Genomic DNA, 22,526 nt, shown 5'->3' with positions numbered 1-22,526 from the left:
GGGTGGGATGATAGCCCACTTTCAAAAACCGTCGGTGACATTTGTCCCGAAAGGACGGTGGGTTCAGGTATACTGACAGGCTTATTAATACGCATTCATGCACCCAGGGGGAAAACTTGCAGGGTAAAGCACTCCAGGATTTTGTAATCGACAAAATTGATGACCTTAAAGGTCAGGACATCATCGCCTTAGACGTTCAGGGCAAATCCAGTATCACCGACTGCATGATCATTTGTACCGGCACTTCCAGCCGTCACGTCATGTCTATTGCTGACCACGTCGTACAGGAATCTCGCGCAGCGGGAATGCTGCCGTTGGGTGTGGAAGGTGAAAGCGTCGCCGACTGGATCGTCGTTGATCTGGGTGAAGTGATTGTCCATGTTATGCAGGAAGAGAGCCGTCGCCTGTATGAGCTGGAAAAACTCTGGAGTTAATGCGTGAAGCTTCAACTTGTCGCGGTAGGCACGAAAATGCCCGACTGGGTACAAACCGGTTTTACCGAGTACCTGCGGCGTTTTCCCAAAGACATGCCTTTTGAGCTGATCGAAATTCCGGCCGGCAAACGCGGCAAGAACGCGGATATCAAGCGTATTCTCGACAAAGAGGGTGAACAGATGCTGGCTGCCGCAGGCAAAAACCGCATTGTCACCCTGGATATTCCCGGTAAGCCCTGGGACACGCCGCAACTGGCAACCGAACTGGAACGCTGGAAACTGGACGGTCGCGATGTCAGCCTGTTAATCGGCGGACCGGAAGGATTATCCCCTGCCTGCAAAGCCGCGGCAGAACAAAGTTGGTCGCTCTCTGCGCTAACACTTCCTCATCCGCTTGTCCGGGTGCTGGTGGCAGAGAGCCTGTATCGGGCGTGGAGCATTACCACTAATCACCCTTATCACCGTGAGTGATCACTGAGCTTGAGTAGACTAAGCAGCGGATGAAATTACAGAATTCTTTTCGCGACTATACGGCTGAGTCCGCGCTATTTGTGCGCCGGGCGCTGGTCGCTTTTTTGGGTATCTTACTGCTCACCGGCGTACTTATCGCCAACCTGTATAATCTGCAGATCGTCCGTTTTACCGATTACCAGACTCGCTCGAATGAAAACCGGATTAAGCTGGTGCCCATCGCTCCCAGCCGCGGCATTATTTATGATCGTAACGGTATTCCTCTCGCCCTGAACCGCACCATTTACCAAATAGAAATGATGCCCGAGAAGGTCGATAACGTGCAGCAAACGCTGGATGCTCTGCGCAACGTCGTTGACCTGACCGATGACGATATTGCGGCATTCAAGAAAGAGCGCGCACGTTCGCACCGCTTTACCTCTATTCCCGTCAAAACTAACCTGAGCGAAGTCCAGGTTGCACGTTTTGCCGTTAACCAGTACCGCTTCCCCGGCGTTGAAGTAAAAGGCTATAAGCGCCGCTTCTACCCGTACGGTTCTGCGCTCACCCATGTTATTGGCTACGTGTCGAAAATTAACGATAAAGACGTTGAGCGACTGGATAAAGACGGCAAGCTGGCTAACTATGCCGCCACCCATGACATCGGAAAACTGGGGATCGAGCGCTACTACGAAGATGTGCTGCACGGTCAGACCGGCTACGAGGAAGTTGAAGTCAACAACCGTGGCCGCGTCATCCGCCAACTCAAGGAAGTTCCGCCGCAGGCCGGACACGACATCTACCTGACGCTGGATCTCAAACTGCAGCAGTATATCGAAACACTGCTCGCCGGCAGTCGCGCCGCCGTGGTGGTCACCGACCCACGTACCGGCGGCGTACTGGCGCTGGTATCGATGCCAAGTTATGACCCGAACCTGTTTGTTGATGGTATCTCCAGCAAAGATTACTCCGGCCTGCTTAACGATCCGAACACGCCGCTTATCAACCGTGCAACGCAGGGGGTTTATCCGCCAGCGTCAACGGTGAAACCGTATGTCGCCGTGTCTGCATTAAGCGCGGGCGTCATCACCCGCAATACCAGTCTGTTTGACCCGGGCTGGTGGCAGTTGCCAGGTTCAGAAAAACGCTATCGCGACTGGAAGAAATGGGGGCACGGACACCTGAACGTCACCAAATCGCTGGAAGAATCTGCCGATACCTTCTTCTATCAGGTCGCCTATGACATGGGGATCGATCGTCTCTCCGAGTGGATGGGCAAATTCGGGTACGGTCACTATACCGGTATTGATCTGGCGGAAGAGCGCTCCGGCAACATGCCTACCCGCGAGTGGAAACTCAAACGCTTTAAAAAACCCTGGTATCAGGGTGATACCATCCCGGTCGGTATTGGGCAGGGCTACTGGACGGCAACGCCGATTCAGATGAGTAAGGCGCTGATGATTCTGATTAACGACGGCGTGGTGAAGGTGCCCCATCTGCTGATGAGTACCGCCGAAAATGGCAAGAAGGTTCCCTGGGTGCAACCGCAGGAGCCACCGGTCGGCGATATTCACTCTGGCTACTGGGAACTGGCGAAAGACGGCATGTTTGGCGTCGCCAACCGTGGCAACGGAACCGCGCATAAATATTTCGCCAGCGCACCGTATAAAATTGCCGCCAAATCCGGTACCGCGCAGGTCTTTGGCCTGAAAGCCAACGAAACCTATAACGCGCATAAAATTGCTGAGCGTCTGCGTGACCATAAACTGATGACCGCATTTGCACCGTACAACAACCCGCAGGTCGCGGTCGCCATCATCCTGGAAAACGGGGGGGCAGGCCCGGCGGTGGGAACCATTATGCGTCAGATTCTTGACCACATCATGTTGGGCGATAACAACACCGATCTGCCAGCGGAAAATCCGGCGGTTGCAGCGGCGGAGGATCAATAACCATGACGGATAATCCGAACAAAAGAACATTCTGGGATAAAATCCATATCGATCCCACCATGTTGCTGATTTTGCTGGCGCTGTTGGTTTACAGCTCATTGGTTATCTGGAGCGCCAGCGGCCAGGACATTGGCATGATGGAGCGTAAAGTCGGTCAGATTGCGATGGGTCTGGTGATCATGGTGGTCATGGCGCAGATCCCGCCTCGCGTCTATGAAGGCTGGGCGCCGTATCTCTATATTTTCTGTATTATTCTGCTGGTGGCGGTTGATGCCTTCGGCGCGATCTCCAAAGGCGCACAGCGCTGGTTGGATCTCGGCATCGTACGTTTTCAGCCTTCTGAAATCGCCAAGATCGCGGTTCCTTTGATGGTCGCACGCTTTATTAACCGCGACGTCTGTCCGCCATCTTTAAAGAATACGGCCATCGCGCTGGTACTGATTTTTATGCCAACGCTGCTGGTGGCGGCGCAGCCTGACCTCGGAACGTCGATTCTGGTCGCGCTTTCCGGGCTGTTCGTGCTGTTCCTCTCGGGCCTGAGCTGGCGTTTGATCGGCGTTGCGGTGCTGCTGGTCGCGGCGTTTATCCCGATCCTGTGGTTCTTCCTGATGCATGATTATCAGCGTCAGCGGGTGATGATGCTGCTTGACCCGGAAACCGATCCGTTGGGCGCCGGTTATCACATCATTCAGTCTAAAATTGCGATTGGCTCCGGCGGTCTGAGCGGCAAGGGATGGCTACACGGCACACAGTCACAGCTCGAATTTTTGCCCGAGCGCCACACCGACTTTATCTTCGCTGTCCTTGCGGAAGAGCTCGGTCTGATCGGGATACTGATCCTGCTGGCGCTGTATATTCTGCTGATTATGCGTGGTCTGTGGATTGCCGCCCACGCGCAAACCACCTTTGGTCGCGTGATGGCCGGTGGATTAATGTTGATTTTATTCGTTTATGTCTTCGTTAATATTGGTATGGTGAGTGGGATTTTGCCTGTTGTAGGCGTACCGCTTCCGTTAGTCAGTTACGGAGGCTCAGCACTGATCGTGTTGATGGCCGGGTTCGGGATTGTCATGTCGATCCACACCCACAGAAAAATGTTATCGAAAAGCGTGTAAGGGGTGCGCAATGCGTAAGCAGTTGCCTGGAGTCTTCGTCGCAGCAGGAATTATGTTGCTCGCGGCATGTACGAGTGATGATGGTCAGCAACAGAATACCGTCGCGCCACAGCCAGCGGTATGTAATGGACCCGTTGTTGAAATCAGCGGGGCCGATCCGCAATTTGAACCGCTCAACCCGACCGCTAATCAGGATTATCAGCGGGACGGTAAGAGCTATAAGATTGTGCAGGACGCCTCGCGTTTTAGTCAGGCTGGATTCGCGGCGATCTACGATGCCGAACCCGGCAGCAATCTGACCGCCTCTGGCGAAGCGTTCGATCCGATGCAGCTCACCGCAGCGCATCCGACATTACCGATACCGAGCTATGCGCGAGTCACCAACCTCGCCAATGGGCGGATGATCGTGGTGCGCATTAACGATCGTGGCCCCTACGGCAACGATCGCGTGATTTCACTGTCACGTGCCGCGGCCGACCGTCTGAACACGTCTAATAACACCAAAGTGCGCATCGATCCGATTATTGTCGCGCAGGATGGTTCGCTGTCCGGTCCGGGTATGGCCTGTACCACCGTGGCCAAACAGACCTATGCCCTGCCCTCACGTCCAGATCTGAGCGGTGGTATGGGCAGCGCCTCCTCCGCACCGGAAACAATGCAGCCACAGGGTGACGTTCGCGCCATCAGCAATTCCACACTGCAAAGTGAAGATAACGCTGGCGCGCCCGTTCAGAGCAGCGGCTTCCTCGGCGCACCAACCACCCTGGCCGCAGGCGTACTGGAAGGCAGTGAACCGACGCCAGTACCACAGCCCACGGCTGCGGCTCCTGTTAGCGCGCCAGTCAGTGCGCCGACAGCAACTCCCGCCGCTGCGCCTACCGCCGCGTCCGCCAGCGGCAGTTATGTCGTCCAGGTGGGTGCGGTAAGCGATCAGGGCCGTGCCCAGCAATATCAACAGCGCTTAGGCCAGCAGTTTGGCGTACCGGGACGTGTCACGCAGAATGGCGCCGTGTGGCGTATTCAGCTCGGACCGTTCGCCAGCAAAGCACAGGCCAGCGCGCTACAGCAGCGTTTACAATCTGAAGCCCAGTTACAGTCCTTCATTACCGGCGCGCAGTAACGTAACAAAGGCATCTGAAGTGTCAGTTTCTGTAAATGACGTTAACTACGTTAACAAAGTCGTGCGGAAAGTCAGATGCCTGCCGGTATTGCATTTGCTATAGTAGGGCACTTTTTTTAATTCCATCACGGACGTCGTAGTTCAGACCATGAAGACCACTTTTTCCGCTCGTTTCCTGCAGCGCATGGCGCTCACCACGGCTCTTTGTACAGCCGCTATTTCAGGCGCGCATGCCGATGACCTGAATATCAAAACCATGATCCCGGGTGTTCCGCAGATCGACGCGGAGTCCTACATCCTCATTGACTATAACTCCGGTAAAGTGCTGGCGGAACAAAACGCCGATACGCGTCGTGACCCGGCCAGTCTGACCAAAATGATGACCAGTTACGTTATCGGTCAGGCAATGAAAGCGGGTAAGTTTAAAGAAACAGATTTGGTCACTATCGGTAATGACGCCTGGGCCACGGGTAATCCGGTCTTTAAAGGCTCATCGCTGATGTTCCTGAAGCCGGGCATGCAGGTTCCGGTGTCACAACTGATTCGTGGGATTAACCTGCAGTCCGGTAACGATGCCTGCGTCGCGATGGCTGACTTTGCAGCCGGCAGCCAGGATGCATTTGTCGGACTGATGAACAGCTACGTGAACGCGTTAGGTCTGAAAAATACCCACTTCCAGACGGTTCACGGTCTGGATGCCGACGGTCAGTACAGCTCTGCCCGTGATATGGCACTGATTGGTCAGGCACTGATCCGCGATGTTCCTAACGAATACTCCGTCTACAAAGAAAAAGAGTTCACCTTTAACGGCATCCGTCAGATGAACCGTAACGGTCTGCTGTGGGACAACAGCCTGAAGGTGGATGGTATCAAGACGGGTCATACTGACAAAGCAGGCTACAACCTTGTTGCCTCGGCGACTGAAGGTCAGATGCGTTTGATCTCAGCGGTCATGGGCGGACGTACCTACAAAGGGCGTGAAACAGAAAGCAAAAAACTGCTGACCTGGGGCTTCCGTTTCTTCGAAACGGTGAATCCGCTGAAAGCAGGGAAAGAGTTCGCGTCTGAACCGTCCTGGTTTGGTGATACCGATCGCGCCTCTTTAGGGGTCGATAAAGATGTGTATCTGACCATTCCGCGTGGCCGTATGAAGGATCTGAAGGCCAGCTATGTGCTGAACAGCACGGAGCTGCATGCCCCGTTGCAGAAAAACCAGGTGGTCGGTACCATCAACTTCCAGCTTGACGGTAAAACCATTGAGCAGCGTCCTCTTGTCGTACTGCAGGAAATCCCCGAAGGTAACTTCTTCAGCAAAATCATTGATTACATTAAGTTAATGTTCCATCACTGGTTTGGTTAAAAATTGAACACTTGAAAGTGTGATTTCCATCCCCATATACTAAGCATCAGTAAAACTCCCGCCCTCTGGCGGGAGTTGTTATTTATTTACGTTACGCCGGAGCTGACATGAAAACCAAACTTAACGAACTGCTTGAATTCCCTACTCCTTTTACTTACAAAGTCATGGGGCAGGCGTTACCTGAGCTGGTTGAACAGGTGGTTGAAGTGGTACAGCGCCATGCGCCAGGTGATTACTCCCCGACGGTAAAACCCAGCAGCAAAGGCAATTACCACTCGGTTTCGATTACCATCAACGCGACCCATATTGAGCAGGTTGAAACCCTGTACGAAGAGCTCGGTAACATCGAAATCGTCCGTATGGTTCTGTAATACAGGTCCGGGCCCCGACCTTGTTCGGGTGCCCACCTCACCTCCTCTTCGCTGTGATATACTTCTCTCCCCCATTTGTTACTTCTCTACGGAGATGCTGTTTTGTCTCAGGATAAAATACTGGTCCGCCAGCTCGGTCTTCAACCCTACGAACCCGTCTCCCAGGCCATGCACGACTTTACCAACACCCGCGATGAACACACCGCTGATGAAATCTGGCTGGTGGAGCACTACCCTGTTTTTACCCAGGGTCAGGCAGGGAAAGCGGAACATGTTTTAATGCCAGGGGATATCCCGGTCATTCAAAGCGATCGCGGCGGGCAGGTGACTTACCACGGACCGGGCCAGCAGATCATGTATGTTCTGCTGAACCTGAAGCGGCGTAAACTGGGCGTGCGGGAACTGGTGACGCTGCTGGAACAGACCGTTGTGAATACCCTGGCGGAGCTGGATATTGACGCCCACCCGCGTGCGGATGCTCCTGGCGTTTATGTCGGTGAAAAGAAAATATGTTCCCTTGGCTTGCGTATTCGTCGTGGTTGTTCATTCCACGGACTGGCATTAAACGTTAATATGGATCTTTCACCTTTCCTGCGAATTAATCCATGCGGCTATGCCGGTATGGAAATGGCAAAAATATCGCAATGGGATAACGAGGTCACGACAGATAATATCCAACCACGATTATTAGCGAATATTTTAGCGCTGCTAAATAATCCCCCTTACGAATATATCCCTGCTTAACTTATTGAATGCAATGGCCCAAAAATTCGCGGGCCATTACCGCCTTCCCGCTCAAATGCTTTACAATGCCTCCGGGTTTCTATATTTTCTTTTCATCTTAGCTTGAATTTTTAACGCCTTTACTCCGTCATAAAAAACGACGCAGGATTTTTCCTTATACAAACGTTAAACCTTCAATCAGTCGCCATAAAATGGTTATCGATACCGCGAGATGAACAATAGTGGTGAAAAAAACGCATGCGTACAACAAATACAAAACACCACTATTATTTATAATGTGAATTAAATTGGAGTTAGAACGTGAGTGAGAATAGTAAGCCGAAAGGACATTTCTACGAACATCGACCCGAAGATAAACCGCAAATTTTCAGAACGCTAAGAAATATTGACCTGAACCTGCTGACTATTTTCGAAGCTGTTTATGTCCATAAAGGGATCGTCAATGCCGCGAAAATTCTTAATCTGACTCCCTCAGCGATCAGCCAGTCCATTCAAAAATTGCGCACGATATTTCCCGATCCACTGTTTATCCGAAAAGGCCAGGGTGTAACCCCCACCACCTACGCCACCCATCTGCACGAGTATATTAGCCAGGGGCTGGAGTCCATTCTCGGCGCGTTAGATCTCACCGGCAGCTACGATAAACAACGCACGATTACCATCGGGACCACGCCGTCTATCGGCGCACTGGTGATGCCAACTATTTATCACGCCATCAAGACGCGCCATCCGCAACTGCATCTGCGTAATATCCCCGTCCATGACGCCGAGACGCAGCTCAGCCAGTTTCAGAGCGATTTGATTATCGACAACCACATCTACAGCAACCGTGCGGTTGAGAATCATGTTCTGTTTTCTGACAAAATCGAACTGGTCTGTCGTCAGAACCACCCTTCCCTGACGCGCTCCCCGGCCCCAGAGGCCCTTAATGGCGCAGAACATAGTCTGTTGATGATTGAAGGGCAAAGCTTTACGCTCCTGCGCCAGCGTATCCAGGAACTGTTTCCTGACAGGCAAATCAGCTTTAGCAGTTACAACATTTTCACGCTGGCGTCGCTCATCGCGCACAGTGATCTGGTGGGTATTATGCCTGCACGCTTCTTCACGTTGTTTAACCACTGCTGGCCGCTTCAGCGGATCCCTCATCCATCCCTGAACCATGAGAAAATCGACTTCTCACTGCATTACAACAAGCTGAGCTTACGCGATCCGGTGCTGGAGAACGTCATCACGGTGATCCGCGACGCCTTCTGAGAAAGAAATGTTGCGACCTGGTCAAAATTGATGCCGAACAAATGGCACAAAACAACAACTATTTTACATTTTGCCGGCCACTCAGGCTGCTTTAAGGCCCGTTTCAATGGTATACTGCGTGTTGTTAATTCAAAAATAGTTGATAAATACAACATTCCCTTGAATTGAAACGCTTTCCTTCGTTATTCGCAACTGGAACATGCACGCTATGAGTAAACCCATTGTGATGGAACGCGGTGTTAAATACCGCGATGCCGATAAGATGGCCCTTATCCCGGTCAAAAATGTGGCTACAGAGCGCGAAGCCCTGCTGCGCAAGCCGGAATGGATGAAAATTAAGCTTCCAGCGGACTCCACTCGTATCCAGGGTATCAAAGCGGCAATGCGTAAGAATGGCCTGCATTCTGTTTGTGAAGAAGCCTCTTGCCCGAACCTGGCGGAGTGTTTCAACCACGGTACCGCCACGTTTATGATCCTCGGCGCCATTTGTACCCGTCGTTGCCCGTTCTGCGATGTGGCCCACGGTCGCCCTGTCGCGCCGGACGCTAACGAACCGGTTAAGCTGGCACAAACGATTGCCGATATGGCTCTGCGCTATGTGGTGATCACCTCTGTTGACCGTGATGACCTGCGTGACGGCGGCGCTCAGCACTTTGCCGATTGCATTACCGCTATTCGTGAGAAAAGCCCTACGATTAAGATTGAAACGCTGGTGCCCGACTTCCGTGGCCGTATGGATCGTGCCCTGGAGATTCTGACCGCCACTCCGCCAGACGTTTTCAACCATAACCTTGAAAACGTACCGCGCATTTATCGTCAGGTTCGCCCGGGCGCAGACTATAACTGGTCACTCAAATTACTGGAACGCTTTAAAGAAGCGCATCCGGAGATCCCGACCAAATCCGGTCTGATGGTTGGTCTCGGTGAGACGAATGCGGAAATCATTGACGTCATGCGTGATTTACGTCGTCACGGCGTGACCATGTTGACGCTGGGCCAGTATCTGCAACCGAGTCGTCACCACCTGCCGGTTCAACGCTATGTCAGCCCGGACGAATTTGAAGAGATGAAAGCGGAAGCGATGGCGATGGGCTTTACCCATGCTGCCTGCGGACCGTTCGTCCGTTCGTCTTACCACGCTGACCTGCAGGCGAAAGGGATGGAAGTGAAGTAATTTAGAAATAAATACTTACATTTCGCCTATAAAAAACCCGCTTAATCGCGGGTTTTTTCACGTCAGAGTAAGACGGATGAACGTTTAGCTCCGGACATTACTCTTTATGAGAGAGCTTCTCAGCCTGAATGCTGTCGTCTGCGTCTTTTTTCGCGCCCGCATCTTCATCATTCATCGCTTTTTTGAAACCCTTAATTGCCGTGCCCAGGTCTCCACCCAGTGTACGTAACTTCTTGGTACCAAACAGCAGAACGACCAGTGCAGCCACCACCAGCAGTTTGGTAATACTAATCTCACCCATAGATACCTTCTTCACTTAAAACAGGCGGCGTAGCGCGCCCTTAGTAACCTGAGAATATTAACGGTCATTTGACGCGCGCACACAATAGCAATCTGTAACAAGGTGAATCAAGCAGTGTTTAAAAAAACGTCATGATAATTGCGGTGGCACAAATCTGCGGTTTCGTAATACCGGTAATTGTGCCCGCACCTGGCGGATCCGCTCTGCGGAGATCTCCGCCATAACAAGCGCCGGGACGTCTGCCGCAGCCGCAATCGTCACGCCAAAGGGGTCGATAATACGACTCTGACCGATGTTTTTGTTGCCACACTCCCCTGCGGCAATCATATAGCAGGTAGTATCAAGCGCTCGGGCAGCCAACAGTGTTGACCAGTGGTGTTCCTTCAACGCCCCTCTGACCCAGGCCGCAGGCAGCGCCAGGACTTCCGCGCCCTGCAATGCAAGCGCCATCGACAATTCGGGAAAGCGCAGGTCGTAGCAGGTCATCAGCCCTACTTTAAGCCCCTCAACGTCAAGCAGTGGCGCAATGGTGTCGCCAGCGTCAACATTCCGGGACTCCTGAATGGAGAATGCATCATAAAGATGTAGCTTGGCATAGCTTGCCACGACTTTCCCCCCGCGCAGTGCCACCAGCGTGTTCGTCGCACGACCCGGGCTCGACGGAACATGAAGCGTGAGAATAGTGGTCATCCTATTCGATGCGCTTTCCCGCAGCAGCTGTTTCAGGAAATCCCCCTCTACATACTGGGCGGATTTCACTGACAGGTCGGGATCCGAATCGTCTCGCGCCAGCAATGCCTCCGGCAGAACCAGCAGCGACACGCCGTTTTCCGCCGCCTGCGACATGAGCGCGACGCAGGTATCCGCGTTCTTTTCCCACACAGGGCTGACGGCAAATTGCCCAGCAGCAACGAACATAACTCCTCCGGTCAGGTTTATCAGACTCGCCAACAATGATTATTCAGCGTTACACTTATCTTATATACCAACCAAATAGCAGGATTATGCAGTGTTACAACTTCTTTTAGCGGTTTTTATTGGCGGTGGCACAGGAAGTGTAGCGAGATGGATGCTCAGTATGCGGTTTAACCCTATGCATCAGGCGATTCCAATGGGAACCCTGACCGCAAATTTACTTGGCGCGTTCATCATTGGTATGGGGCTGGCATGGTTTAGTCGCATGACCAACATCGACCCCATGTGGAAGGTGCTGATCACAACCGGCTTTTGCGGCGGCCTGACGACATTCTCTACTTTTTCAGCGGAAGTGGTATTTCTGCTTCAGGAAGGACGACTGGGCTGGGCAATGCTGAATGTGTTGGTCAACCTGTTGGGATCCTTTGCGATGACGGCGCTGGCGTTCTGGCTGTTTTCCGCCTCCAGTGCGCACTAGAGACCAAAAAAAACCCGCTAATAAGCGGGTTTTGAAATCTTGCTGACGTAAGCTTACAGAGCAGTTACGTTTGCAGCAGAAGGGCCTTTGGCACCGTTAGTGATTTCGAACTCTACACGCTGACCTTCAGCCAGAGTTTTAAAACCATTGGTCTGGATTGCAGAGAAGTGTACAAACACATCTTTGCTGCCATCTTCCGGAGTAATGAAACCGAATCCTTTGGACTCATTAAACCACTTAACGTTACCTTTAATCTTAGACATCAAAATTACCTTTACATGAAAAATAGACACAAATGCTGTGTCGGGTATCAGTACACCAATTGTGGTTCACTTTGTCCAGTCGAACTTTGGCAAAAAGTGATAAATATCGCGTTATTTTTTGGCATAAGCTTATATCACTTTGTTTTGTATAAAATTTACTGCCATTTATCGGTTCAGAACTGAAAGCGCATCCACGCAAAGTAGACGTTGCCGTTGTTATAGGTACCTGGGATATAGGTCATCTGAAACGTTGCCGGACCGTAACCGATGGAAGCCAACGGTAACAGGACCGGAAGAGGAATGTAGTTCCAGTTATCACGGGCCGTCACCCCGGCGGTAAAACCGAGTCCCAGATGAAAATTATCATCCGGCAGGGGCCGCCAGGTACTCTCCCAGCCATAACCGCCAATCGGTTCCCATTTATTCCATGAATCTTTGAAGGCCATGATATACAAGCCGTGCCAGTTCCCCTTTTCATCCCAGCGCGACTGACCAAAACCACCGCCCCACGGACGTTCGTTATAACGATCGGTTTTTTCCTTATCATAGGCAAAACGTGCGTGCCAGGTTATGGCGGGAATGTACAAATCATAATGCTCAGGCTGCTGCCAGGTTTCGGCAACATTGTCTGTAAAGGTATTAAACCATCCTTTTTCTTCCGCCACCGCACGCGGCTGCATTGCTAACTGAATAAAAAGAAATGAAAAAAGGAGAAAATATTTTTTAGCTGCGCTCACAACATTTATTACCATTCTTAAGTTCAGTCTTTATGGTACCAAAATAAACTTGAATGAAACCTTAACAGCCACCGCGCTAACCTGAATCAGATTGTTCTAAGATTTTGAATACACTAATTAAGCCTTATTCTTTGCAGTGTTATTTATCGCTGAATTATCAGTCAGATATTGTATGATTTTGCCACAATTATGGTAGAAAAACTCCTCAGCTGTCGATAACTAACAATAATAAAACACAAATAAAACAAAAACAAAACAATCGAGAATTTTCCTGGAAATGTGAAAATAAAATATTTTGTCTTCATCACCCTAAAGCAAAAATAGTCGTTTACCGACAGTTAATCGTTCTGTTTATTGATTTTAATCAGCAAGTAGCACGCACTTATTCGGCACATTTTCACCCCAACAATTGGCATTTTCTTAATTTTACTTCTGGTGTCCACGCGACAGGGGAAACAATGTTGACTTTTATCGAACTCCTTATTGGAGTTGTGGTTATTGTGGGTGTAGCGCGCTACATCATTAAAGGGTATTCGGCTACCGGCGTGCTCTTTGTTGGCGGTCTGGCGCTGCTGATTATCAGCGCCCTGATGGGCCACAAAGTGCTGCCTTCCAGCGAGACCTCTACGGGCTATTCCGCAACGGATATCGTTGAGTACGTCAAGATCCTGCTGATGAGCCGTGGTGGCGATCTCGGTATGATGATCATGATGCTCTGCGGTTTTGCCGCCTACATGACCCACATCGGCGCGAACGATATGGTCGTGAAACTGGCTTCGAAGCCTTTGCAGTACATCAACTCGCCCTATCTGCTGATGATTGCCGCCTATTTTGTCGCCTGTCTGATGTCCCTGGCGGTCTCTTCCGCCACCGGACTCGGCGTGTTGTTGATGGCAACGCTTTTCCCGGTCATGGTCAACGTGGGGATTAGCCGCGGTGCCGCTGCGGCTATCTGTGCTTCCCCTGCGGCAATTATCCTTTCCCCCACCTCAGGTGATGTGGTACTGGCTGCCAAAGCAGCCGAAATGCCGCTGATCGATTTTGCCTTTAAAACTACGCTGCCGATCTCCATTGCGGCGATCATCGGGATGGCGATTGCGCACTATTTCTGGCAACGCTATCTGGATAAAAAAGAAAATGCTGCCCACGAAATACTCGACGTGAATGAAATCACCACCACGGCACCGGCGTTCTACGCCATTCTGCCGTTTACGCCGATTATCGGGGTGCTGATTTTTGATGGTAAGTGGGGTCCGCAACTACACATCATTACGATTCTGGTGCTCTGCATGCTTATCGCTGCGGTACTGGAATTTATCCGGGGTTTCAACACCCAGAAAGTGTATTCAGGACTGGAAGTGGCGTATCGCGGCATGGCCGATGCGTTTGCAAACGTGGTGATGCTGTTAGTCGCAGCGGGCGTTTTCGCACAGGGTCTGAGCACGATTGGTTTCATCCAGAGCCTGATCTCAATTGCCACCTCGTTTGGGTCGGCGAGCATCATCCTGATGCTGGTACTGGTGATTCTGACCATGCTGGCAGCAATGACGACCGGCTCCGGTAACGCGCCGTTCTATGCCTTCGTTGAAATGATTCCTAAGCTGGCGCACTCATCGGGCATCAACCCCGCGTATTTGTCGATTCCGATGCTGCAGGCGTCCAACCTGGGCCGTACGATCTCCCCGGTCTCCGGCGTGGTCGTGGCAGTCGCAGGGATGGCAAAAATCTCGCCGTTCGAAGTGGTGAAACGCACATCCGTACCCGTCATGGTCGGGTTGTTGATCGTTATCATCGCGACTGAAGTGATGGTTCCGGGTTCATCTTCCGCGGTGACGGGAGGCTGATTCAGAGCCAATGCCGGATGGTGGCGCAGTGCGTCTCATCCGGCCATACGCGTCATTAACCGTGGTAAATTCGCTGCGGTCTCCCCACTTTGCCGTGCACAATTTCCGCAATAATCAAATGCCGACTGGCGCAATATTCGAGATACCGTCTGGCGGTCGTACGGCTGATGGTCAGCGCCTGCGCGACGGTCTCCGCGGTGTGCTGCACCTGCGGGTCAGTAAACAACTTTTTGACCGCATTGAGCGTTAACACATCAATGCCGGTGGGCAGCTCATCTTTCGGCTCGCCTCGTGCATAGGCATTAAACATCTCATCAATTTGTCGCTGGCTGGCACTGTCGTTTTCTGCCAGCATCCGTCTGCGCTGCTGGTAACGGGTAAGTGTTTGCCCCAGGCGCTCATAAGCAATCGGTTTGATCAGATAATCAAACGCCCCGCTGCGTACCGCGTCCGCCACCGTTTCCATATCGCTGGCGGCGGTGGTAAAGACCACCCCGCCGGGATAATGCGACTCCGTCAGCTCATGCAACAGCGTGATCCCCTTCCCGTCCGGAAGGTAGTTATCCAGCAAAATGAGACCCGGTTTGAATCGTTCGATCATCATTCTTGCCTGCGCCAGATTACCGGCTAACCAAATCTGATGAAAACCAGGAATATGGCGGATGTACTCTGCATGCATCTCAGCAAGCAACATTTCATCTTCAATGATTAATAGGGTTAATGGTTCCGTCATTGTTCTTTTTCACTTTCGGAATAAAAAGAGAGAATAAAGTGCCGCAGGGATCGTTATCTTCCAGGGTAATCATTCCGCCACAGCGCCCCACATAACTTGCAATCAGGTACAGTCCTATGCCGTGCTCACCCGGCTCATCGGAACGGGTGCTCACACCTTGTTCAAATATTTTCTCGCGCAATGCTTCAGGGACACCGCATCCCTGGTCGGCAACTTCGATCACCACATCATCGCCATCATCGCTCAGGTACAGTTCCACAACCTTATTCCCTTGCTCGGTGCGCAAACTGGCTTCAAATGCGTTATCGAGGAGATTCCCGACAATCGCCGCAAATTCGGTACTGTCCAGCCCTTCCGGCAACTGCTGAAGCTGGCTTCCAGGAACGATCGTCATTTTGAGCCCCAGTTCGCGCGCACGCTGCACCTTACCAAACAACAGCCCCGCCACCTGGCGATCGGCAAACGACTCGCGCAGGCTGTCGATTAACTGCTGCTGTGCCTGCGACTCCCCCTGTACCATCTCCCTGACCCGATCGTATTCTTTCATTTGCAGCAGGCCATTGAGCGTTGACATCCAGTTCAGGTGTTCATGCCGTAACGTCCTGAGGCTCTCCACATATTGCTTAATCTGCGTCAGTTGCGCGTTCAGAGTGGCGATTTCGTCTTTGCTGCGGAAACTGATGATCGCCCCCAACAGTTCATCACCTGAACGGATTGCCTCACGGTTGGCGATAACGCTCAGGCCATTGAAGTTCACCATCGCGTCCACACGCTTTTCGGCAATTTGCTCGGTAAAGAAATCCGACGGGCTCACCACCTCGTGAATCGGTTTGCCCAACCACTGTCGACCCGGCGAACGCAGGCCGAGCATCTTTCTCGCACTGCGGTTAATGGCGGTAATATAGCCATCCGGATCAACGGCTATCAGTCCTTCATAAACCGAGCTGAACAGCGCTTCCTGCTGACGAACCACCCGGGCAATTTGCTTCGGTTCCATCCCCATCATCTGGCGACGGATGTGGGCGGCAAAAAACCAGGAGAGCAGCATCAGTACTCCCAGCAGCAGAACAAACACGCCAGCCATCGGCAGAATGAAGTCCAGCCGCCAGCTGTCAATTTTACTGACCAGATAGCCAATGGAGACCACGCCAATGACATTGCCGCCATCATCAAAGATGGGCGTTTTTGCCCGCATCGCCAGACCGATAGAGCCCGTGCCGGTAATGATATAACTCTCCCCCCTCTCCAGCGCGCCCGGCTTGGTGAATTGCATCGGGTAGCCGATTTTCGCCGGATTAGGGTGATAGAGTCGGATAGAGTGGCTATCGCCAATCACCACGTAGTCAAAATCGGTGTCGCTCTGCAATTTATTAGCAATGATCGCCAGTCGTTTGGTATCGCGTGCCTTTACTGCCGCAATGATGCTGTCGTTGGCGGCAATAATCTTCGCCTGATTCATCGCCATGTCGCGGACATGTGCACTCAAATAATCTTCAAAGCTGGCGGAAAAATACTGTGCCAGTGCGGCAATAATGAACACTGAGAAAACGAGAATAAGCAGAAAAATGCGCAACGGAAATGCCAGTCGGCGAAAAAAAGAAAACGGCCTTTTATTTTTTGAACCAACATGACTGTTCCTCAACGGGCGTTATTCGGTATAGTTCGCCTGCAAATGTAATGAAAATGTTTTATCCGGGCACACAGAAAATAAAGACGATCGTTACAGATTCACCACATTAAATCAATTAAGTCATTTAACTCCACGTCACAATCTACGATAAGAATAATTAAAAAACTTAAAACCATTAAACCCATAAAAACCATCTAACTCTTTGTGAAATAAATCAAAATTTATCTCAAAAATACTCCTTACGATGTATGCATTCGGGAAAAAAAGAAATAGACCGTAGCAAAATCATCTTTTTCCCGGAATGAAAACAAAACGTTATCAAATCGTATTTTCATACAACATACACACAAAACTGGCAACAACAATATATCTTCAGGATGCTTCCACTATGTTTGGTAATAATGTGTTCACGCGCGTTAAACGCTCAGAAAATATAAAAATGGCGGCGATCACGCAATTCCTGAAAGAAAATGATCTGAGCGTCGATACCACCGTTGAGGTTTTTATTACCGTTACCCGTGACGAAAAACTCATCGCCTGCGGCGGAATCGCCGGAAATATCATTAAGTGCGTTGCCATTAGCGAATCAGTACGCGGTGAGGGCTTAGCGCTCACGCTGGCGACGGAACTGATCAACCTCGCCTACGAAAGACACTGCACGCATCTCTTCATTTATACCAAAACAGAGTATGAAACGTTGTTCAGGCAGTGCGGATTTTCAACCCTCACCAGCGTTCCCGGCATCATGGTACTGATGGAAAACAGCACCACGCGTCTGAAACGCTACGCGGAGTCGTTAAGCAAACTGCGTCATGACGGCAAGAGAATCGGCTGCATCGTGATGAATGCCAACCCGTTCACCAATGGCCACCGCTATTTGATCCAACAGGCGGCGGCGCAGTGTGACTGGCTTCATCTGTTTCTGGTGAAAGAAGATACTTCCCGTTTCCCGTATGAGGACCGACTCAATCTGGTGCTTAAAGGCACGGCGGATATTGCGCATCTCACCGTCCATCGCGGTTCGGAATACATCATTTCGCGAGCCACATTCCCGTGCTACTTCATCAAAGAGCAGAGCGTCATCAACCATTGCTATACCGAAATCGATTTGAAAATTTTCCGTCAGTATCTGGCACCTGCGCTGGGGATCACCCATCGCTTTGTCGGTACGGAACCGTATTGCGGCGTAACCGCCCAGTATAACCACGACATGCGTTTCTGGCTGGAAACGCCGACCCTCCCCGCCCCGCCCATTGAACTGGTGGAAATTGAGCGACTGTGTTTCCAGGAGACGCCGATCTCCGCTTCTCTGGTGCGCAAACTGCTCGTGAAAAAAGATCTCACGGCTATCGCGTCGCTGGTGCCTTCAGCCACTTTGCTGTATCTGCAAAACATGCCTGAACGCGCGCCCGCTCACGCGACAGTCCGCCAAAAGACCCCCGCATTAGTAACAGGTGAAAAATGAAAATAAACCAGGCTGCCGTCGCAGGCACACTTGAGTCCGGTGATGTGATGATACGCATCGCCCCTCTCGATACGCAGGATATTGACCTGCAGATCAACAGCAGCGTTGAGAAACAGTTTGGCGAGGCCATTCGCGCCACCATTCTGGCTGTTCTGGCGCAGTATGACGTGCGCGGCGTGCAATTGAATGTCGATGATAAAGGCGCGCTGGACTGCATTTTACGTGCACGACTGGAAGCATTACTGGCACGCGCCAGCGGTATCCCGGCCTTGCCCTGGGAGGATCGTCAATGATTTCCGCTTCTTTGCAACAGCGCAAAACGCGCACTCGCCGCAGCATGTTGTTTGTCCCTGGCGCCAACGCCGCAATGGTCAGCAACTCTTTCATCTATCCGGCAGATGCCCTGATGTTTGACCTGGAAGACTCCGTCGCGCTGCGTGAAAAAGACACCGCGCGTCGCCTGGTCTACCACGCGCTGCAGCATCCGCTCTATCACGACGTCGAAACCATCGTGCGCGTTAATGCGCTGGATTCCGAATGGGGGATCAACGATCTGGAAGCGGTCGTTCGCGGCGGCGCAGACGTGGTTCGTCTGCCGAAGACCGATACCGCTCAGGATGTTATCGATATCGAAAGCGAAATTCTGCGCATTGAAAAAGCCTGCGGTCGCGAGCCGGGCAGCACGGGTCTGCTGGCCGCCATCGAGTCACCGTTAGGCATCACCCGCGCCGTGGAAATTGCCCACGCGTCTGAGCGTCTGATAGGGATCGCGCTGGGGGCAGAAGATTACGTACGCAACCTGCGTACAGAACGTTCACCAGAAGGCACTGAATTACTGTTTGCTCGCTGCTCCATTTTGCAGGCCGCGCGCTCCGCCGGGATTCAGGCGTTCGATACCGTCTATTCCGATGCCAACAACGAAGCGGGCTTTCTGCACGAAGCGGCCCACATCAAACAGTTGGGCTTTGACGGCAAATCGCTGATCAACCCCCGCCAGATTGAACTGCTGCACAACCTGTATGCCCCGACGCAAAAAGAAGTGACGCATGCGCGTCTGGTCGTGGAAGCCGCAGAAGCCGCCGCCCGCGAAGGTCTCGGGGTGGTTTCCCTGAACGGCAAGATGGTCGATAGCCCGGTGATTGAGCGCGCACGTCTGGTGCTCTCCCGCGCAGAACTTTCCGGCATCCGCGAAGAATAAGGCAAAAACAATGACCCAGAAAAACGAACAGTCTCAACGACAGGAACGGGTAGCGGCCTGGAGTCGCCAGGCTGAAAGCGCCCTTTCCACCTATACGAGCACCGCGAAACAGACTCTGCAGGCGCAAAAACCCCGTGACCAAAAACTGTGCGCCAACCTTGAAGAGGCGATCCGCCGTTCCGGTTTACAGGATGGCATGACCATCTCCTTCCACCACGCGTTTCGCGGCGGTGACCTGACCATCAACCTGGTGATGGCAACCATTGCCAGCATGGGATTTAAAAATCTGACGCTGGCTTCCAGCTCGCTGAGTGACTGCCACGCGCCGCTGGTCGACCATATTCGTCGCGGCGTCGTCAGCCGCATTTATACTTCCGGTTTGCGCGGACCGCTGGCAGAAGAGATCTCTCGCGGTCTGCTGGCTGAGCCCGTCCAGGTTCACTCCCACGGCGGGCGCGTGCATCTGGTACAGAGCGGCGAACTCAATATTGACGTGGCTTTCCTCGGCGTCCCGTCCTGCGATCCTTTCGGTAACGCCAACGGCTATACCGGTAAAGCGTGCTGCGGCTCACTCGGTTATGCCCGCGTTGACGCGGAAAGCGCCAATCAGGTAGTGCTGTTGACGGAGCAACTGCTGCCTTATCCGCACAACCCGGCCAGCATTACCCAGGATCAGGTTGATCTGATAGTGCAGATAGACCAGGTCGGTGATGCCGATAAAATCGGGGCTGACGCGACCCGAATGACCACCAACCCGCGCGAACTGCTGATTGCCCGTAGCGCGGCAGAGGTCATCGCCCACTCAGGCTATTTCAAAGAAGGTTTTTCACTGCAAACCGGTACCGGCGGTGCCTCGCTGGCGGTCACCCGCTTCCTGGAAGACAAAATGCGCAGCCGCGATATCCGCGCGGATTTCGCCCTGGGCGGCATCACCGCCACTATTGTCGATCTGCATGAAAAAGGCTTGATTCGCAAACTGCTGGACGTACAGAGCTTCGACCGCAGCGCCGCTGAATCTCTGGCGCGCAACCCGAATCACATCGAAATCAGCGCAAACCAGTACGCCAACTGGGGGTCAAAAGGAGCCTCCGTTGACCGTCTGGACGTGGTTGTGCTGAGTGCGCTTGAAGTCGATACCCAGTTTAACGTCAACGTGCTGACCGGTTCTGACGGCGTCATTCGCGGCGCGTCCGGCGGTCACTGCGATACCGCCGTCGCCGCCGCGCTGTCGATCATCGTCGCGCCACTGGTTCGTGGTCGCATTCCGACGCTGGTAGATAACGTGCTGACCTGCGTCACACCGGGTTCCAGCGTCGACATTCTGGTTACCGATCATGGTATTGCGGTTAACCCGGCGCGTCCGGAACTGGCGGAACGCCTGAAAGAAGCGGGGATGAAGGTGGTCTCTATTGAGTGGTTACGAGAGCGTGCGCAACAACTCACTGGCGAACCTCGTCCAATCGAATTCACCGACCGCGTGATTGCCGTAGTGCGCTATCGCGATGGTTCTGTGATCGACGTTGTTCATCAGGTGAAGGAATAAGCCATGCACCTGCTCCCTGAACAGGCCACCCGCCACGCGGTTTCAATTCCCGAGCTGCTCGTCAGTCGGGATGAGCGACAAGCGCGGCAACACGTCTGGCTGGCGCGCCATCCTGTTCCACTGGTCTCCTTTACCGTGGTAGCGCCTGGCCCGATTAAAGACAGCGAGCTCACCCGTCGCCTCTTTAATCACGGCGTGACCGCCCTGCACACGCTGGCGGCGCAGGCGGACTGGCTAATCATGGAGCAGGCTGCACTGGCCTCAGCCAGCGGGCCGGAAGGCATGCTCTCGATTGAGGCACCGGCCCGTGACATCAAGCTCGCGACCATTGAGCTCGAAAAGACTCATCCTTTGGGACGTTTGTGGGACATCGATGTACTCACTCCCGAAGGCGAAATTCTCTCCCGCCGCCATTTCGCGCTTCCCGCTCGCCGCTGCCTGCTGTGCGAGCAGAACGCGGCGGAATGCGCGCGTGGGAAAACCCATACGCTCTCCTTTCTGATCAACCACATGGAGGCGCTGCTGCATGCTGCCGATTCCCGATATGCCCGTTGAAACCACCGCCCTTCCCCGCACGCTGTTTGACGCGTACGGCCATCTGGCGTGGCGCGCAATGCTGACAGAAGTCAACCTGTCGCCAAAACCCGGGCTGGTGGATCGTCTGAACTGCGGCGCACATAAAGACATGTCGCTGACGGATTTTCACCGCAGCGCGCTGGCCATTCAGGCCTGGCTGCCGCGTTTTATTGAGTACGGCGCATGCTGCGCGCAGATGCCAGCCGACGCGGTATTAAACGGCTTACGCCCGTTAGGCATGGCCTGTGAAGCCGACATGTTTCGGGCGACGGCGGGCGTGAACACCCATAAGGGCAGCATTTTTTCTCTCGGCCTGTTGTGTGCCGCCATTGGCCGTTTACATCAGCAACAGCAACCCGTTACCCCGGAAACGATCTGTACCACTGCCGCCAGCTTTTGCCGCGGTCTGACCGAGCGTGAACTGCACAATAACAATCAACAAATCACGGCAGGTCAGCGACTTTATCAGCAACTGGGCTTAACCGGCGCACGTGGCGAAGCCGAAGCGGGATATCCCTTGGTTATCCGCCATGCACTTCCACACTATCGCGCCCTGTTAGCGGAGGGACGCGATCCCGAGCTGGCACTGCTAGACACCTTACTCCTGCTGATTGCGCTCAACGGCGACACCAACGTCGCCTCGCGTGGCGGTGCGGCGGGACTGCGCTGGATACAGCAACAGGCAAACGCATTGTTACAACAAGGGGGCATCCGAACCCCCGCCGATCTCAATCATCTGCATCAGTTCGACAGCCACTGCATTGAACGCAATCTCAGTCCTGGCGGCAGTGCCGACCTGCTGATCGTAACGTGGTTTTTAGCCCAGATTTCTCAAATTAAACATTTACACAATTATTGAAAAGATCCTT

The 22,526-nt window shown here is 52.8% G+C and carries 24 protein-coding genes; 18 read left to right on the top strand and 6 right to left on the bottom strand.

All coding sequences use genetic code 11. From position 1 onward, the window contains the following. The first annotated feature begins 116 nt into the window (after positions 1-116). From rsfS to lipA, 10 genes are all read left to right on the top strand, one after another. On the top strand, positions 117-434 hold the full coding sequence (gene rsfS / locus F384_RS02830) for a ribosome silencing factor (protein ID WP_012904988.1): 318 nt from the start codon (positions 117-119) through the stop codon (positions 432-434). Positions 435-437: 3 nt separating this feature from the next. After that, the gene (gene rlmH, locus F384_RS02825; RefSeq protein ID WP_003022725.1) at positions 438-905 is read left to right on the top strand and encodes a 23S rRNA (pseudouridine(1915)-N(3))-methyltransferase RlmH; all 468 of its coding nucleotides are present in this window, start codon (positions 438-440) and stop codon (positions 903-905) included. A 29-nt stretch (positions 906-934) separates the two neighbouring features. Beyond that, complete coding sequence (mrdA, locus tag F384_RS02820; protein ID WP_046477433.1) at positions 935-2,836, top strand: peptidoglycan DD-transpeptidase MrdA; 1,902 nt, start codon at positions 935-937, stop codon at positions 2,834-2,836. A gap of 2 nt (positions 2,837-2,838) precedes the next feature. Then, entirely contained in the window at positions 2,839-3,951 is a 1,113-nt protein-coding gene (gene mrdB, locus F384_RS02815; protein WP_046477432.1) for a peptidoglycan glycosyltransferase MrdB, read from the top strand. Between the two features lie 10 nt (positions 3,952-3,961). Continuing rightward, on the top strand, positions 3,962-5,071 hold the full coding sequence (gene rlpA / locus F384_RS02810; protein ID WP_046477430.1) for an endolytic peptidoglycan transglycosylase RlpA: 1,110 nt from the start codon (positions 3,962-3,964) through the stop codon (positions 5,069-5,071). Positions 5,072-5,219: 148 nt separating this feature from the next. Then, positions 5,220-6,431 (top strand): D-alanyl-D-alanine carboxypeptidase DacA, encoded by a 1,212-nt coding sequence (gene dacA / locus F384_RS02805; protein ID WP_042320703.1) that lies wholly within the window; start codon positions 5,220-5,222, stop codon positions 6,429-6,431. A 107-nt stretch (positions 6,432-6,538) separates the two neighbouring features. Then, the gene (ybeD, locus tag F384_RS02800) at positions 6,539-6,802 is read left to right on the top strand and encodes a DUF493 family protein YbeD (RefSeq protein WP_042320704.1); all 264 of its coding nucleotides are present in this window, start codon (positions 6,539-6,541) and stop codon (positions 6,800-6,802) included. A 102-nt stretch (positions 6,803-6,904) separates the two neighbouring features. Further along, a complete protein-coding gene (gene lipB, locus F384_RS02795) occupies positions 6,905-7,546 on the top strand; it encodes a lipoyl(octanoyl) transferase LipB (RefSeq protein ID WP_046477428.1) in 642 nt (213 codons plus the stop codon). 300 nt (positions 7,547-7,846) lie between these two features. Then, positions 7,847-8,800 carry a YbeF family transcriptional regulator gene (locus F384_RS02790; protein ID WP_046477425.1) on the top strand — a complete coding sequence of 318 codons (954 nt, stop codon included), beginning with the start codon at positions 7,847-7,849 and terminating at the stop codon, positions 8,798-8,800. Positions 8,801-9,008: 208 nt separating this feature from the next. Further along, entirely contained in the window at positions 9,009-9,974 is a 966-nt protein-coding gene (gene lipA / locus F384_RS02785; protein ID WP_046477423.1) for a lipoyl synthase, read from the top strand. A gap of 97 nt (positions 9,975-10,071) precedes the next feature. On the opposite strand, the gene tatE is transcribed toward lipA, so the two are convergent. Next, positions 10,072-10,275, bottom strand: a complete 204-nt coding sequence (gene tatE, locus F384_RS02780) for a twin-arginine translocase subunit TatE (protein WP_046477420.1) — start codon at positions 10,273-10,275, stop codon at positions 10,072-10,074. Between the two features lie 129 nt (positions 10,276-10,404). After that, positions 10,405-11,193 carry a deaminated glutathione amidase gene (locus F384_RS02775; RefSeq protein WP_046477418.1) on the bottom strand — a complete coding sequence of 263 codons (789 nt, stop codon included), beginning with the start codon at positions 11,191-11,193 and terminating at the stop codon, positions 10,405-10,407. Positions 11,194-11,284: 91 nt separating this feature from the next. Between F384_RS02775 and crcB the strand changes: the two genes are divergently transcribed. Then, complete coding sequence (gene crcB / locus F384_RS02770; protein WP_046477417.1) at positions 11,285-11,668, top strand: fluoride efflux transporter CrcB; 384 nt, start codon at positions 11,285-11,287, stop codon at positions 11,666-11,668. A 53-nt stretch (positions 11,669-11,721) separates the two neighbouring features. Here crcB and cspE read toward each other — a convergent pair whose 3' ends face one another. Together cspE and pagP are read right to left on the bottom strand one after the other, a co-directional pair. Next, on the bottom strand, positions 11,722-11,931 hold the full coding sequence (gene cspE / locus F384_RS02765; RefSeq protein ID WP_000034826.1) for a transcription antiterminator/RNA stability regulator CspE: 210 nt from the start codon (positions 11,929-11,931) through the stop codon (positions 11,722-11,724). Between the two features lie 173 nt (positions 11,932-12,104). After that, positions 12,105-12,683, bottom strand: a complete 579-nt coding sequence (pagP, locus tag F384_RS02760; protein ID WP_046477276.1) for a lipid IV(A) palmitoyltransferase PagP — start codon at positions 12,681-12,683, stop codon at positions 12,105-12,107. Positions 12,684-13,126: 443 nt separating this feature from the next. Here pagP and dcuC point away from each other — a divergent pair, with 443 nt between their 5' ends. Then, positions 13,127-14,512, top strand: coding sequence for an anaerobic C4-dicarboxylate transporter DcuC (dcuC, locus tag F384_RS02755; protein WP_046477274.1), 1,386 nt, complete (start codon positions 13,127-13,129; stop codon positions 14,510-14,512). A gap of 55 nt (positions 14,513-14,567) precedes the next feature. Here dcuC and dpiA read toward each other — a convergent pair whose 3' ends face one another. Then, a complete protein-coding gene (gene dpiA, locus F384_RS02750; protein WP_046477271.1) occupies positions 14,568-15,245 on the bottom strand; it encodes a two-component response regulator DpiA in 678 nt (225 codons plus the stop codon). Beyond that, on the bottom strand, positions 15,214-16,887 hold the full coding sequence (dpiB, locus tag F384_RS02745; protein WP_046477268.1) for a sensor histidine kinase DpiB: 1,674 nt from the start codon (positions 16,885-16,887) through the stop codon (positions 15,214-15,216). Before dpiB ends, dpiA begins: the two co-directional genes overlap by 32 nt. A gap of 376 nt (positions 16,888-17,263) precedes the next feature. Between dpiB and citC the strand changes: the two genes are divergently transcribed. Genes citC through citG form a run of 6 tightly spaced genes read left to right on the top strand, consistent with a single transcriptional unit; the run spans position 17,264 to position 22,516 of the window. Continuing rightward, entirely contained in the window at positions 17,264-18,340 is a 1,077-nt protein-coding gene (gene citC / locus F384_RS02740) for a [citrate (pro-3S)-lyase] ligase (RefSeq protein ID WP_046477267.1), read from the top strand. Continuing rightward, the gene (citD, locus tag F384_RS02735) at positions 18,337-18,633 is read left to right on the top strand and encodes a citrate lyase acyl carrier protein (RefSeq protein ID WP_046477265.1); all 297 of its coding nucleotides are present in this window, start codon (positions 18,337-18,339) and stop codon (positions 18,631-18,633) included. The genes citC and citD overlap by 4 nt, the downstream gene beginning before the upstream one ends. Further along, positions 18,630-19,538: a citrate (pro-3S)-lyase subunit beta gene (gene citE / locus F384_RS02730; RefSeq protein WP_046477264.1), complete on the top strand. Its 909-nt coding sequence runs from the start codon at positions 18,630-18,632 to the stop codon at positions 19,536-19,538. Before citD ends, citE begins: the two co-directional genes overlap by 4 nt. A gap of 10 nt (positions 19,539-19,548) precedes the next feature. Next, a complete protein-coding gene (citF, locus tag F384_RS02725; RefSeq protein WP_046477262.1) occupies positions 19,549-21,081 on the top strand; it encodes a citrate lyase subunit alpha in 1,533 nt (510 codons plus the stop codon). Positions 21,082-21,084: 3 nt separating this feature from the next. Next, positions 21,085-21,636, top strand: coding sequence for a citrate lyase holo-[acyl-carrier protein] synthase (citX, locus tag F384_RS02720; protein WP_046477261.1), 552 nt, complete (start codon positions 21,085-21,087; stop codon positions 21,634-21,636). Beyond that, the gene (citG, locus tag F384_RS02715; RefSeq protein WP_046477259.1) at positions 21,608-22,516 is read left to right on the top strand and encodes a triphosphoribosyl-dephospho-CoA synthase CitG; all 909 of its coding nucleotides are present in this window, start codon (positions 21,608-21,610) and stop codon (positions 22,514-22,516) included. Before citX ends, citG begins: the two co-directional genes overlap by 29 nt. Positions 22,517-22,526: the final 10 nt, after the last annotated feature.

Origin of the sequence: Citrobacter amalonaticus Y19, from assembly GCF_000981805.1 — a bacterium.
Classification (GTDB): Bacteria; Pseudomonadota; Gammaproteobacteria; order Enterobacterales; family Enterobacteriaceae; genus Citrobacter_A; species Citrobacter_A amalonaticus_C.
The sequence above is the reverse complement of the archived record's forward strand: the minus strand, read 5'-3'. Positions and strand labels throughout refer to the sequence as shown.